Origin of the sequence: Streptomyces sp. NPDC044571, assembly GCF_040647115.1 — a bacterium.
Taxonomy (GTDB): domain Bacteria; phylum Actinomycetota; class Actinomycetes; order Streptomycetales; family Streptomycetaceae; genus Streptomyces.
In genome coordinates this window covers 52,587-65,737 of the sequence record NZ_JBEZBN010000018.1, presented here as the reverse complement: position 1 = coordinate 65,737, position 13,151 = coordinate 52,587, and the positions used below count along the sequence as shown (strand labels likewise).

Sequence of the window (13,151 nt, the reverse complement as noted above, 5' to 3'; positions counted from 1 at the left end):
ACCGTGGACCAGCCGACCGCCGGCATCCTCCACCCCGGCAGCATGGGCGCCGCCGTCGCCGCCTGTGCCGCGACCAACGCGGCCGCGGTCCTGTGGTGCGAGACCGGGCGCAGCACCGCGTCCATAGAGCGCGCAGCCCACTTCGGGCTGACGCCCGTGGCCACGATGGCCGAGCTGTTGGACCGTAGCGACATCGTCATCAGCCTCTGCCCGCCGGCTGCTGCCGAAGACCTGGCTCGCGATGTCGCCGGGCACCGCTTCGCCGGGGTGTACGTGGAGGCGAACGCCATCAACCCCGTGCGGACGCAGCGGATCGCCGCCCTGCTTGCACCGGCCGCGACCGTTGTGGACGGCGGCGTCGTCGGCTCCCCGCCGGTCGGCGGCAGGACGCCGACCCTGTATCTGTCCGGGCCCGCTGACGCGACCGCCCGCATCGAGGCGCTGTTCGCGGGCACCGCGATCCAGGCCGCAGTGCTGGGCACGGAGGTGGGGAAGGCATCCGCGCTGAAGCTGTCGTACGCCGCGTTCCAGAAGACCTCGCGGGTGCTGGTGGCGCTCGCGGTCGGGATGGCGCGCGAGCACGGCGTCGACCAGGAGCTCATCGAGGTCGCCTCGAAGCGCACCGACTCGTACCTGTCCGAGCCGCAGTACGTCGCCAAGACGGCAGCCCGCGCGTGGCGCTGGGGCCCCGAGTTGGAAGAAGCCGCCGACGCGCTCGCGGCTGCCGGCCTTCCACCGGAGATGCTGCGCGCGGCCGCGTCCACGCTGGCACGGTGGAACGACGTCAAGGACGACAGCGAGCTCAGGCTCACCGACGCCCTGGACCGACTTGCCCAGCCGTAGGCCGCGCTCATGCCGTCGCCGCTCCCGCTCGCTGCGCCAGCAGCTGGTCGATGAGCCGCGCTGCGTCCTGCGGGGCCGCCGCAGTGGTGTCGACAGTCAGGTCCCAGGTCGTACCCGGGTGCGTGTCCAGATCCTCGAGGGTTGCGTCCCACGCCGCCAGGCGCGCCGCGGTGTCGCTGTCGCCGCGTCCTGCCGACCGCTGCTCGGTCACCTCGCGCGGGCACCACAGCAGCACCACTGACCAGTCGGCCCGGTAGCCGTCGACCAGCGCGCGGATGCCGTTGACCTGCCCGAGGTGCACCACGGGCACCCCGGCCGCGAACGCCGCGTCGACGCCGGGCCGGTCGATCGCGTACGTGTTGCCGTACCGGGAGTTCGCGTAGATGACGCCGCCTGCGGCCTCCAGCTCGTGCAGCAGCTCCGCTGTGCCCATCCGGTAGCCGGCGGCCTTGCCCGTCCCGACCTTGAGCCGTGCGAACTGTGAGTACTTCGAGTTCAGCTCGGTGAGCGCGGCGGTGACGGTGTCCTTGCCCGACGCCGGCGGGCCGTACAGGATCACGCCCTGCTTCGGGTTCACGCGTACATCGCCCCCATCGCCTGCCGGGCCTGGTCCGCCAGCGTCACCGCGGTCCCCAGCCGGTTGTCGACGACCAGGTGCGGCACGGCCGGGCGCAGGTCGAGGTCGATCGTGGCCATGTACTCGTCCCACCGCTGGAGCTTCCACGCGTCCCGGGCCGCGGAACGGAATCCGATGTACTCGCGCATCGACTCTTCGTCGCAGCGCACCCACACGGGGAAGACGTCTACTCCCATCGAGCCTGCCCGGTTGGCCAGGCGCTGCATCCAGGCCGGGTCGGTCATCTCGGCAATGAACGGCGCGGTGAGCACCGTGGAGATGCCGCACTTGATGTTGGCCATGGCCGACTGCATCAGGCAGTCGTACTCCACCGGCCGGACCTTCTCGCGGTAGAGGTCGGTGTGCCGGTCGTTCGCGTCTCCGCCCAGCGCGACAAGGAGACCCTCCACCAGCGGGCGGGTGAGCGGGTCCTTGTCGAGAAGCGGCCAGCCCGTGAGTTGGACGAAGAACCTTGCGAGTTCGGTCTTGCCGCTGCCAGCGTACCCGCCGACCAGGATCAGGACGGGGCGGTGCGGATCGCCGCCGGTGTGCCTGCGCTTCCAGGCGTCGATGATGCGCTGCTGCAGATTGAAGTGATCGGCCTCGTCGCTGCCCGGCGCGATCCGATGAATTGCTCGCTCGACAGCCAGGACGTGCGCGCCGTTGAGGCGGTCATCCATGGGCGTGAGCTTGAAGGACGATTCCTCACCGGGCAGGGCGGCCCTGAAGCCAAGGTCGGGCTCGGTGGCTCGGTAGAGGAGGCAATAGGCGCGCCGGTAGTGCGGTCCCGGGTAGACCTCGCCTTGCTCGTGCTGCCACAAGGTCTGAGGATTCGCCGCGGGGATGCCCTTTAGGTTGGCCTGCTCAGCGACTTCCCGGAGCCGTTCGCCGGCCTTCTCCAGGGTGAGCCCGTGCGCCTCCCGCTGCTCAAGCAGCCGGTCCGGCCTCCACCCTGCTCGCTGCTTCCTCACCCTCTGCCCCTCCGTCATCGTCATGCCCGCGAGCCTAGGCCGCAGCCCCCAAATCCCGTGTGTACGCGGATGTTGAAAACCCGTGAATGACAGTGCGTACGGGTTTCGACAAGCCGCTGTGATGTTCCGTTTCGGCCGCCGCCGGTGTGATTGCCCCCACAAAGCGATGCGTTGAGGGGGCACAGCACGGTGGAACGGACGAGCTTCACATCAGGCTATCGCCTTAAGGCTCTCACGCTTAAGGTCTTGCGTGAAGGGTCCCGCCCCGGAGGGAAGGACCGTGCTCAGTCAGGACACCTTGACGGTGTATCGCATGCGGTACCGGTGGGCGGCCTTGGCCAGCAGGGATACCTCGATCGGGCGCTCGTGGTTCGAGTGCACGACGCGGAACGTCATCATCACCGGCATGTCTTTCGGCAGCTCAAGTGCGACGACTTCCTCCTCGGTGGGAATCTCCGAGGAGACCTCGTCGATGAACGAGACGGGCGGGTAGCCGAGGCTGGCGAGCAGGGTCGGTGTGCCGCCCTTGATCTTCCGGCGCTCCATCATGGCCGTCCCCTCCGCGAGCTCAAGCGGGTAGTACGAGTGAGTCAGTTCCGTGGGCTCGTCGTCCAAGAGCAGGATCTGCTTGCGGAGCAGGGCCTGGCCGTCGTCGTCGAGGCCGAGAGCTTGACGGACCTCGTATGGCGGCGTGATGGTCTCGACTTCCAGCAGACTCACCGACCCTCGCTGGGAGCGCTTCTCGGCCTCGCTGATCCATCGGTACGGCTGTCCTTCGCCCGCAGGAGGCATGTAGACCTCAGGGGCAATGGATCGCTGGGTGCCGCCCTGTACGAAGACGCCTTTGCCCGGCTGTCCGACCAGGAGCTGCTCTTCCTTGAGCATCTGCAGCGCCTTTTGCACCGTGGTGCCGGCAACGCTGTACTCCTCCATCAAGGCTGGCGTCGAAGGCAGCTGGTCTCCCGGTCGCAGGTCTCCCCGTGTGATCTGCCGCCGCAGTCGTGCCGCGATCTTTTGGTGAGCCGACCGCAGGTCTGTAAACGGCCTCGCCATTCGTTAGCTCGCCTCCTTCCTCTGTCGGTAGCGGAGGTGTCGCGTCATCGTCATGACGCTCACCTCCATGGGCTCTCCGTTGGTGGATCGGGTGAAGCGCGTCAAGATCAGGACGGGAGTGCCCGGTCGCAAGTCCAGCGCTTCGCACTGGCTGGGGGAGGCGATCTCGGCGGCGGCATCCTCGAGCGGACTGTCCTCCGGGATGAGCCCCATGGTCGCCAGAAGCGTGATGGTGCCACCCCGGATCTTTCCGCGTTTGGCGAGCTCCGTTCCGCGTGCGAAGCGCGCCGGGTAGTAGGAGTCGGCGAGCTCGACCGGCTCGTCATCAAGCAGGATCAGTCGGCGGCGGACCACGGCCTTCTCCTCCGGGGTCATCTGGAAGAAGTCGCGCACGGCGCTGGGGGGATCAACTTCTTCGACCGTGAGCAGTCGCTGGGTGCCTCGATGCCCTCGGGCGGCGGCCTCCGAACTCCAGGCGTCGCCTCCTCCGTCCCGGCGTGGCGTGAGGTACGGCTTGCCGTCCCCGATCCACGAGTCGTCGCTGCTCACGCTCATTCCTCTCCGTCGGCTGGCCTGTCTCAGAACCCTAATGCCCTGCGGCTCGAACCAGTACGGCCACCGTAAGGCTTGCCGCCTTAAGGCTTATGGCCTTATGGTCTCATGCAGGTCGACCCGCAAGGGGCAGGCCGCCGGAAGGCGCTCGTTCCGCGTGCCTTCGCGCACCTGAACGACATGTGTCCCGTCATCTAGCGGACCCCTACCGAAAGGAGCTCCACCCCATGAACGTCACCCGCCGCCCCGCCGCCAGCCTCGCCACCGAGCACTTCGACGCCGAGACGCTCGCCCTCCTGGAGGCGGTCGAGGTGCCGCTCCCGGCCTTCGCTGACCTGGACCTGGACGTCGCCTTCGGCACGCCGCTGGAGATGTACGAGGCCGGCCCCCTGCCCCACGAGCGGCTGGACGGCCTGGACATCACCGCCGCCATCGCCGCGATCGAGGCCCGCGAGAACCGGATGCTCGCTGCCCGCGACATCGCCGCCACCGACCCGACCGTCACCGCGCTCGTCTGTGAGCGCCTGGTCGACGTGCTCCTCCCCTACGCCGCGCAGCTGCGCATTACGCGGCGGCCGGCCGCTGCGGCGCACCTGCCGCTCGCGGCCTGATCCTCCCCGCACCACGCCGGGTCTTCGGACCCGGCTCCTTCACCCGGAACCGCCCTCTGGCGGCGCCGGATATGGGAGCCGAAAGCGGCCCCGACACCATCCGCCCGGACCTGAACGCGAAAGCGGGAGGGAAAGGCAGCGGCCGGTCTTTGAGAACTCAACAGCGTGATCCACCACCGCAGTCCTGGCCGTGACCACACCGGCCGGGGGTGAGTGGAAACCCGTCGTGTGGCGCCATTACCGCTGGTGATGGCAGTCGGCACGTGCGATGACCCGTCAGGCGCTGCAGTTTGGCGACCTGGTGGCGGTAACACCTGCCAGGTGCTCATTACTGATGGAGAGCCCGGAGGGCTGACATCCACACGACGTAAAAGAACGACGCGACACGCTCCCAGACCCTCGGAACCCGGTCCCAGCCGAGGCGAGGAGCCGCGTCGGGACTGAGGGAACCTCGTCCTCCCTCTCAGCACACAAGGCGAGCAGCGCGGCGGCAGAGGCCGCGCCCCCTGTATTGCAGCCTCGCGCTGCCCAGTCGCCCGCCGCCCGGCCTTCGGGTCGTTCGGTGGGCGGTGGAGAGCGCGGTGGACACCGGCTCTACCAACGCGACAGCCCCAGGGATGAGGCCCCCGGGGCTGTCCAGGACCTGTATGGAGGCCCTGATGCAGATCAGCATCGCACGGAACAACGGCGACTCCGACACGGACATGGACGAGGCCCTGCGCCGCGTCCGGCAGGGGAAGTGACCTCGGTGGACTGGCGCCACAACGCGGTCTGCCGCGAAGAGGACCCCGAGTTGTTCTTCCCCATCGGCAACACCGGCCCGGCGCTCCTGCAGATCGAGGAGGCCAAGGCGGTCTGCCGCCGCTGCCCGGTCATGGAGCACTGCCTCCAGTGGGCGCTGGAGGTCGGCCAGAACGACGGCGTGTGGGGCGGCCTCTCCGAGGACGAGCGCCGCGCGATGAAGCGGCGGGCGGCCCGCAACCGGGCCCGCAACGCCGCCTGATCCCCTCAACCGCTCCCGGAAGGAGGAGACATGAAGTTCCTCTACCTGCTCGGCATGGCAACCCCGCTCATCGTCATCGTCGCGGTGCTTCTGGCCCGCTGACTTCGCACTGCGTCCCGCGTTGCCCAGTCGCCACCGGCCCGAACGGTCCGGTGGCGGTGGTGAGCGCAGGAGCACTGGCTTCCCCCGCTCGCTCGGCCCCCGCGGCTGGAGAGCACCACCACCCCCCTTCCCTGGAGGACCTCATGATCAGCATCCCCGTGTTCCTGCTCGCCGGCGGCGCGACCTGGCTGTTCTGGCGGGCCGACATCCGCGCTGGCGTCATGCTCTCCGCGCTCATCTGCGGCTACGCCCTGGCCACCTCGCCGCTCTCCGGCGCGATCGACGGCCTCGGCAACGGCATCTCCGTGGCCGTGCAGAACGCCAGCAACGACCAGCCCGCCAGCAGCAGCCGGTGACCTGCCGCCTGCCCGTGGCCCCGGGCCCCGGCCCGGGACCCGCGGGGAGGTGACAGAGCCCCCGCCCGCACAGCCCCCCACCACAACAGGAAGGACAACCCGTTCATGAGTGACGGCGACAAGGTCGGCTCGAACCTCGGACAGCTCATCAAGCAGCTGGACGCCATCGAGTTCAAGACCGACCGCGACCTCTACAACTACGCCAAGATCCTGCGCGCCATCGGCTTCGAGCTGTACATGCGCGTGGGGATGGACGCCGACATGATCAGCGCGATCCTGTCCCAGTACAAGGGCAAGTGGTACACCTTCGGCCTCCAGAGCAAGATCAGGGGCAAGCTGGTCGGCGGCCACCTCAAGGCCGGCGCCGCCGCCGCGAAGGTGCTCGGGCTGTCCGGCGTGAAGATGTACGCCTCCTTCGTCAAGCATTTCATCAAGCCCGAGCAGGAGGCCGAGGCCGAGGCCCGCAAGGGCAAGGGCAAGTCGAAGCCCGGGTTCTCCATCGGCGACAAGCCGTCCGACGGTGCCGGGAAGCCCGGCGAAGGTGGGAGGGCCGCCTGATGGCACGCCGCTTCTCGAAGTCCAAGTCCATCGACACCCGCAGCGAGGACGAGCAGCAGCAGGATCGCTCCCGGCGGATCCGCATCATCGGGCCCTGGGCGATCACCGCCCTGGGGCCCGTCCTCGTGGAGGGCGGCCACCTGGCCGTCGCCGGGAACCCGGCCGCGCTCGCCTTGGCCACCCTGGGTATGGCGGGCACCGGCGCCGGCCTGTGCAAGTTCCTCGGTCACCTGGACAGCAAGGCCAAGCGGGACAAGGACACCGTCCGGCTGCACCAGGTCAACACCATCGCGGTCACCGCGGCCGCGACCCTCGGCACCATCACCGGCGTCGACACGGCCGCGACCGCCGGCGCCTGGGCGCTGGGCGGCATTGGCCTCTCCTTGGCGAACAACCTCTGGTCCAGCTTCCACAAGAAGGGATCCGAGAAGGGTGCCAGCAAGTGGGAGAAGCTCGAGGCCGAGATCGGCCTGGCCAAGCACGAGATCAAGGAGCCCAAGTCCAACGGCAAGGGCACGGTGATCGCGCAGGTGGAGGCCAAGGACGGGGCGACCGCGGACGACCTGGTCCGCAGGATCCCCGCCCTGGCCTCCGCCCTGAAGATCGGCAAGGGGCGCATCACCCACACCGTGGACGATGACGACTCCTCCCTGATCAGCATGCGCGTCCAGGTCGCCGACCTCCTCAAGGAGGGCTTCCCCTGGCGCGGCCCGTCCGCGTTCGGCGCGTCCATCGGCGACGTCCCGATCCGCACCGGCCGCTACGAGGACGGCGAAGACGTCTTGCTCAACCTCACCGGGATGCTCCGCGACCCGGGCCCGCTGTCCAACGGCAACGTCGAACACGCCATCGCGATGGGCGTGAACGGCGCGGGCAAGACCCAGGGCAACCAGCTCATCATCACCGAGTGCTGCACCCGCACCGAGGTCAGTGTGATCGCCATCGACTGCTCGAAGTTCCAGCAGGACTTCGGACACGTCCGGCACGGCATCGAGTGGCCGATCGACAAGAAGGACGCCGCGAGGCGGTTCTTCAAGCTCCTGCCCAACGCGATCGAGAAGCGTACCGACTTCCTCGCCGCCAAGGGGATGAGCAAGTGGGAGCCGGGCTGCGGCCTGAACTTCCTGGTGATCATCGGTGAAGAGGCCGCGGACTTCGCCGCCGATAACGAGCACTACCAGAAGATCCTGCGCACGGCGCGCGCCGCCGGCATCTGGATCCTGACCTCCATCCAGCGCGCCACGCACAACAACATGGACACCGACTCCCGCGCGAACAGCCCGGCCGGTCTGTGCTTCGGTCTCCGCGACGGCGCCGACGCGCAGTACTGCCTGCCGGATGAGGCGATCGACGCCGGTGCGTGGCCGCAGTGGGGCAACCGCAAGCCGGGTTACCACTATGCGGCGGGCCTGGGCATCCCGGAGGACCGGTGGCACATCACCGCCCGCACCGAGCTGGCCAGCAAGCGTGACCAGGCCGACGCCATCACGGCCGGGGCCGCGATCCGCACCCCGCTGGACACGATCACCGCTGAGGCGTTCGGCGACCTGTACGTCAACCGCACCACGTACGACGCCCCCCTGCTGCCCAAGGAGGAGGGAGAGGAGAACACCCCGCAGCAGGCGGCCCCGGCCTCCACCGTCACGGCGGCCGCCCCGGCCGCCCCGGCGGCGCCGGCCTACTCCGGCCCGCCGGACGAGGAGATGGACGACGTGGACGAGGAGACCATGGCGCGCGAGGTCGAGGAGCTCAACGAGATGCTGCAGAACGTGCTGGACGAGGACCCTGAGCCCGGCGAGTACGACCACCTGCGCATCGAGGACGAGCCCGAGCCCCCCGCCGACGACGCCCCGGTCTTCGAACTGGGCGGCGTGGAGAGCGAGAAGCTGACCAGCGACCAGGGTCGCCAGGCTCTGTACGAGCGGCTCGACCAGTGGGTTCGCGAGGGCAAAAACTCCTTCGCTCCACGCGAGGTCACCGACATCGTCATCAAGGTCAACCTCAGCGACACCAAGCGCTGGTTCTACCGCCAGCGCGATGCCCTCATCGAGGCCGGAGTGATCTCCGAGGACGAGTCCGACGAGGGCTTCGGCAAGTACGACATCCTCCGCTCGCCTCTCTCCTGAATCAACTGAGAGTGACCAAGGAGGAGTTCGCACGGTGCGCGGCTCCGCGCACCGTGCGCACCCGTCCCCGCCCCAGGTAGGGACCGCGCACCTTCACCGCGCACCGTCTGATGCGTACCCATTTGTCCTACGCGCACGGTGCGCGCCGCACCCCCGCGCACCTTACGGAAGGTAACCGATATGGCAGACCGCACCGAGGCGCCGCCGCCCTTCACCAAGGCCCAGAAGTGGGCCATCGGCGTCGCCGGAGTCTTCTTCGCCGGCCTCGCCGCCCTCGGCGGATATGGCTCCTTCGCCGCCGTCGACGCCGTCGCCAAGGACTACGGCTTCGGCACCCACTCCTGGATCGTCCCCACCGGCGTTGACCTGGGCATTCTCGCCCTTCTGGTGGTCGACCTGGTCCTGGAGCAGCTCGACATGCCCCTCGCCCCTTTGCGATGGCTCGCCTGGGCGTTCACAGCCGCAACAATCTGGTTCAACATGGCGGCCGTTGACGCCGATCTGCCCTGGCAGGACCGGGTGACCGGACAGGGCATGCACGCCGCGATGCCCCTGCTGTTCATCGCCTTCATGGAGGGCGTCAGGCACGCGGTGCGGCGCCGTACCGGCATGGTCTCCAACCGGCGTATGGACGGCATCCGGCTCAGCCGCTGGTTCCTGGACCCCATCGGCACCTTCGGGATCTGGCGCCGGATGGTCCTGTGGGAGGTCCGCTCCTACCGGACCGGCCTGGTCCTGGAGAGGCACCGCCGCAAGACCATCGGGGACCTCCGCAAGGAGTTCGGGCGAGGCTGGCGCCGCAAGGCCCCCGAAGAGAAGCTGTGGCCTCTGCGTGGCGGGATGCTGGACCTCGCTCTGGAGCTCACCGGGACCCCGGCGGGGACCACACCCGCCACCGCAGGGGACCACCCGGCGCTTCCGGCCCCCGCCCTGACCCCGGCGGTCCCCGCTTCCGGCGCGATGGCCCCCGAACTGGCCCCCGCGCCGGGGACCATGGTCCCCGCCCTGGCCCCCGCCCCGGCTCAGCCGGTCCCCGCCCCGGCGGGGACCGCAGCACTGCCCGGCCCCCTCACCAGCGAGGAGACCGGCTCCCGCACCGCCGGGACCGCCGCCGCACGCGCCCACACGCCGGGGACCGTCACTGTGAAGGTCCCCGCCGAACCCGCCACCGAGGGGGACCACCCCGCCCCGGCGGGGACCACCGACGGGGACCACGAGGACACGGAGGGGACCACCAGCGAGTCGGCGGCCCCCACCACCGGCCCCGGCCCCCAGCACGCGGACACCTTCGGACCCCTCCCCGAGGGCCGCACCCCCGAGACGGACTTCATTCAGGGGGCCAACGCCCGCGCCCGTGAGCACCAGGTCCCGCCCGCGCGCCCGGACATCGACGACATCAAGCTCGCCGAAGCCCGGGACCTCGCGCGCGGCATCATCCGCGCCGGGTCCGGCAAGGTCTCGCGTCGCTCGCTCAAGGCCGCCGGCCTTCCCGGCAAGACCGAGACGCTCCAGGCGATCGCCGATCTGCTCAACGAGGAGATCGCCAACGGCGAGCTCGTCCTGGAAGAGACCGCGTAGCGCCCGATGGCGCATAAGGAAGAAGAGGAGAGCGCCGTGGAGTTCACGTTCGACTTCACCGAGCAGCCGGCCGAGCCGATCGAGCTGCCTGCGGCCGAACCCGGCCACCCGCCGACGATCTTGTCCCGCAGCGAACCGCTGCTGCCCACCCGGTACGGACGCGCCGCGGACTGAGCGTCGCTTCGACGGCTCCACTGGCCCCCGAGATGAATCAAGCACCTCGGGGGCCGGTGAAGAGGCCGAAGCCTCCCCGGGCGATCTCACGCCAAATGACATTCGCCCGAGCTCCCCAAGCAGAGGAGAGACCCCATCATGCCGTCATACGGCGAGCAGCCCCAGCCCACCTACTACCCCGAGCCGCTGCCGCCCCAGTACGGACAGCAGCCCGTCCCCGCGTACGGCCAGCACGTCATCCCGCTCCCCCAGGGCGCGGTCGTCTACCCGCCGACCGCCGGCCTGGACGGCGTCGTGGTGATGCCCGGCCCGAACGGCCACCCGGTCGCCTACTACACGGCGCCGCCCGCCCCGGCCCCGCAGCCCTACGTCTCCCCGCTCCTGGTGAAGGCCGCGCTGGTCGCGGTCATCGTCGGCATCGCCGGGGTCGGCATCTACTTCCTGGCCGCCGCCATCCTCGAGCTCGCCAAGGCGCTCGCCATCATCGCCGGCGTCGCCCTGGTCGGCTTCGTCCTGCTGAAGATGCTCGCCACCGGCCCCGGCCGGGGCGGCGGCTCGATCAACGTCAACGCCCGGGGCCGCGCCAAGGTGCAGGTCCACACCGGCCGCGGGCACAACCGTGGCCGCCGCCGCTGAAGCTGCGTCCCCGCCGGCCGTCCGGGACGTCGACATCTACGCCGACCCCACCGGCGCCCTCCCCGTACACCGCTGGAGGCAGGCCCCGAAAGGGCTCGCGACCAGACGGCAACTCAGGGAGCGACGCTTACGGCCCGGCGGCCAGGACCCGGTCGCCGTCATCGAGTGCCGGGGCGGCAAGCGCATGGCCTACCTGTACGAGATCGCCAAGGCCAAGCCGATACGGCCGATGACCTTCGCCAAGGAAGTCGCGCTCGACAAGGCGATGGCCGCCCGGCAGACCTGCCCGAAGTGCTCGCGCCGGTACTACCACTGCCTCCCTTTACGCACCCTCGGCTCGTGCCTGGAGTGCTACGACGGCACCCCGGCCGCGCCCGGCAGCTACATGCACTCCAGCAGCGGCCACCTGGCCGCCGCCGCATGACCGTTCACCCCTGACGGCTGCCTGATCCACCCGTACCGCGCCATGCGGCCCGGGTGGTGACGGGGAGCCGGGCAGACCAGCCCCTCGCACACGACCTTGTCCCCTGTGCCTGGGAGAGCCCACCCCCGATGGCGGAGAAGCCGCCCGCCGTGATCGGCGTCCTGACCGAACCCGCACCGCCCACCTGGTGGAAGGCCCACCGCCACCAGGGCGCACTGATCGCCGGGATCTTCCTCGGCTGGCAGCTGTGCGGGGCGAGCAGCGGCGCCGCCAACCACGACCAGCACGGCCCTGCCCGCCCCGCCCACAGCGTCACCCCGTCCGCGACGCCGTCGACCACCGCGAAGGAGAACCACCGGTGACCGAGCCCCACAAGCCCGACCCCGCAGTCCCGCCGCTGACGACCATCGATGACAGCCAGCGCATCCCCCGCCCCCGGCAGCCGGCCGCGCCACAGACCGAGCCGATCCGCACCACCGCCGACGTTCCGCCCGGCGCCATCGCCGCCTTCGCCGTCGTCGGCATCATCGCGGTGATCCTCACCCTCAAGTGGGGCGTGCCGAAGGTGATCGACTGGTCCCACCACCAGGACTGGTCCTGGTTCACCCAGTCGACCGCCACCATCGCCGACCCCGTCCACGCCTACCTGACCGCGCACACCGCCGGCCTCCCGCTGACGGCCTCCAGCGCGTTCGTCATCTGGCAGGGCGTCGGCATCGCCTCCCTGGCCCTGGCCTGGTTCACCGGCGCGGTCGGGGCCCGGCTGACCTGGATCGCGCACGGCGTCTGCTCGGTGCTGATGGTGTGGGACGCCTCCCCCGCCGCAGGCCGCCCCGTCGCCACCGCCCTGGCCGTCCTCGCCTGGACCATCGGCTCCTTCTTCGCGCTGCGCGGCCTGTCCCTGCGTCCGCTCATCAACATCCACATCCACAACCACAACCACCCCGCCCGCTGACGCTCTGGCGGCTGCCTGATCCACCCGCCCCGCCACCGCGCGGGCCGGGTGGTGACGGGGAGCCGGACAGCGTGCCCGGCCGGAAAAGGGGAGGCGGCCATGACCGTCAGCACCGAGCCCGCCATGACGGACAAGAACCTGGACGCGGCCTGCTCCGCCGTCACCACGGAGATCGGCCGCACCGACAACAAGGCGTCCCTGCTGCTCGCGTTCGACGGCGCGGTCCTCGCCGGACTCGCCAGCCTCGCCGACAAGAAGCTGCCGCTGCCCGCCCAGCTCATCGGCGGCGCCGCCGGCCTCACGCTCGCGGCCGCCTCCGTGCTGCTGCTCCTGGTCGTGCGGCCCAACCTCGGAGGCCGCACCCCGGCACCCGGCTCGTTCCCGCACTGGGCGCAGCTGGACGCGGACGCCATCCGGGCCTCCATGGACACCGACACCCGCGCCGCCCGCATCAAGATCCTGGCCACCATCGCGGTCGCCAAGTACCAGCGCCTGGCCCGCGCGGTCGACACGATCCTCGCCGCGCTCGCCCTGCTCCTGGTCGCCGCCGTCCTCGCGGTCACCGGATGAACAGCTGGCCGTACGCGCTCGCC

17 protein-coding genes are annotated in these 13,151 nt (G+C 70.1%); 13 read left to right on the top strand and 4 right to left on the bottom strand.

From position 1 onward, the window contains the following. Window positions 1–3: 3 nt before the first annotated feature. Window positions 4–843 (top strand): DUF1932 domain-containing protein, encoded by an 840-nt coding sequence (locus AB0B01_RS12415; protein ID WP_361716433.1) that lies wholly within the window; start codon window positions 4–6, stop codon window positions 841–843. Window positions 844–850: 7 nt separating this feature from the next. Here the strand turns inward: AB0B01_RS12415 and AB0B01_RS12410 are convergent, their stop codons facing one another. The 4 genes from AB0B01_RS12410 to AB0B01_RS12395 all read right to left on the bottom strand — a co-directional run bounded on the left by AB0B01_RS12410 (window position 851) and on the right by AB0B01_RS12395 (window position 4,032). After that, window positions 851–1,420 (bottom strand): guanylate kinase, encoded by a 570-nt coding sequence (locus AB0B01_RS12410; RefSeq protein ID WP_361716430.1) that lies wholly within the window; start codon window positions 1,418–1,420, stop codon window positions 851–853. Further along, window positions 1,417–2,454 carry an AAA family ATPase gene (locus tag AB0B01_RS12405; RefSeq protein WP_361716427.1) on the bottom strand — a complete coding sequence of 346 codons (1,038 nt, stop codon included), beginning with the start codon at window positions 2,452–2,454 and terminating at the stop codon, window positions 1,417–1,419. Before AB0B01_RS12405 ends, AB0B01_RS12410 begins: the two co-directional genes overlap by 4 nt. Window positions 2,455–2,718: 264 nt before the next feature. Next, complete coding sequence (locus tag AB0B01_RS12400) at window positions 2,719–3,483, bottom strand: GntR family transcriptional regulator (protein ID WP_361716425.1); 765 nt, start codon at window positions 3,481–3,483, stop codon at window positions 2,719–2,721. 3 nt (window positions 3,484–3,486) lie between these two features. Further along, entirely contained in the window at window positions 3,487–4,032 is a 546-nt protein-coding gene (locus AB0B01_RS12395; RefSeq protein WP_361716422.1) for a UTRA domain-containing protein, read from the bottom strand. A gap of 230 nt (window positions 4,033–4,262) precedes the next feature. Here AB0B01_RS12395 and AB0B01_RS12390 point away from each other — a divergent pair, with 230 nt between their 5' ends. From AB0B01_RS12390 to AB0B01_RS12335, 12 genes are all read left to right on the top strand, one after another. Further along, the gene (locus tag AB0B01_RS12390; protein ID WP_361716419.1) at window positions 4,263–4,646 is read left to right on the top strand and encodes a hypothetical protein; all 384 of its coding nucleotides are present in this window, start codon (window positions 4,263–4,265) and stop codon (window positions 4,644–4,646) included. 748 nt (window positions 4,647–5,394) lie between these two features. Beyond that, on the top strand, window positions 5,395–5,649 hold the full coding sequence (locus AB0B01_RS12385; RefSeq protein WP_361716416.1) for a WhiB family transcriptional regulator: 255 nt from the start codon (window positions 5,395–5,397) through the stop codon (window positions 5,647–5,649). Between the two features lie 245 nt (window positions 5,650–5,894). After that, window positions 5,895–6,107, top strand: coding sequence for a hypothetical protein (locus AB0B01_RS12380; protein WP_361716413.1), 213 nt, complete (start codon window positions 5,895–5,897; stop codon window positions 6,105–6,107). Between the two features lie 105 nt (window positions 6,108–6,212). Beyond that, the gene (locus tag AB0B01_RS12375) at window positions 6,213–6,665 is read left to right on the top strand and encodes a hypothetical protein (protein ID WP_361716410.1); all 453 of its coding nucleotides are present in this window, start codon (window positions 6,213–6,215) and stop codon (window positions 6,663–6,665) included. Next, window positions 6,665–8,791, top strand: coding sequence for a hypothetical protein (locus tag AB0B01_RS12370; RefSeq protein ID WP_361716407.1), 2,127 nt, complete (start codon window positions 6,665–6,667; stop codon window positions 8,789–8,791). The genes AB0B01_RS12375 and AB0B01_RS12370 overlap by 1 nt, the downstream gene beginning before the upstream one ends. A 180-nt stretch (window positions 8,792–8,971) precedes the next feature. Beyond that, window positions 8,972–10,369, top strand: coding sequence for a DUF2637 domain-containing protein (locus tag AB0B01_RS12365; protein WP_361716404.1), 1,398 nt, complete (start codon window positions 8,972–8,974; stop codon window positions 10,367–10,369). A gap of 36 nt (window positions 10,370–10,405) precedes the next feature. Further along, window positions 10,406–10,543: a hypothetical protein gene (locus AB0B01_RS12360; RefSeq protein ID WP_361716401.1), complete on the top strand. Its 138-nt coding sequence runs from the start codon at window positions 10,406–10,408 to the stop codon at window positions 10,541–10,543. Window positions 10,544–10,681: 138 nt separating this feature from the next. Further along, window positions 10,682–11,179 carry a hypothetical protein gene (locus tag AB0B01_RS12355; RefSeq protein WP_361716398.1) on the top strand — a complete coding sequence of 166 codons (498 nt, stop codon included), beginning with the start codon at window positions 10,682–10,684 and terminating at the stop codon, window positions 11,177–11,179. Next, window positions 11,163–11,603, top strand: coding sequence for an RRQRL motif-containing zinc-binding protein (locus AB0B01_RS12350; RefSeq protein ID WP_361716395.1), 441 nt, complete (start codon window positions 11,163–11,165; stop codon window positions 11,601–11,603). The genes AB0B01_RS12355 and AB0B01_RS12350 overlap by 17 nt, the downstream gene beginning before the upstream one ends. A 128-nt stretch (window positions 11,604–11,731) precedes the next feature. Next, window positions 11,732–11,965, top strand: coding sequence for a hypothetical protein (locus AB0B01_RS12345; RefSeq protein ID WP_361716392.1), 234 nt, complete (start codon window positions 11,732–11,734; stop codon window positions 11,963–11,965). Next, complete coding sequence (locus AB0B01_RS12340) at window positions 11,962–12,558, top strand: hypothetical protein (RefSeq protein WP_361716389.1); 597 nt, start codon at window positions 11,962–11,964, stop codon at window positions 12,556–12,558. Before AB0B01_RS12345 ends, AB0B01_RS12340 begins: the two co-directional genes overlap by 4 nt. Before the next feature lie 99 nt (window positions 12,559–12,657). Further along, a complete protein-coding gene (locus tag AB0B01_RS12335) occupies window positions 12,658–13,128 on the top strand; it encodes a Pycsar system effector family protein (RefSeq protein ID WP_361716386.1) in 471 nt (156 codons plus the stop codon). Window positions 13,129–13,151 lie beyond the last annotated feature (23 nt).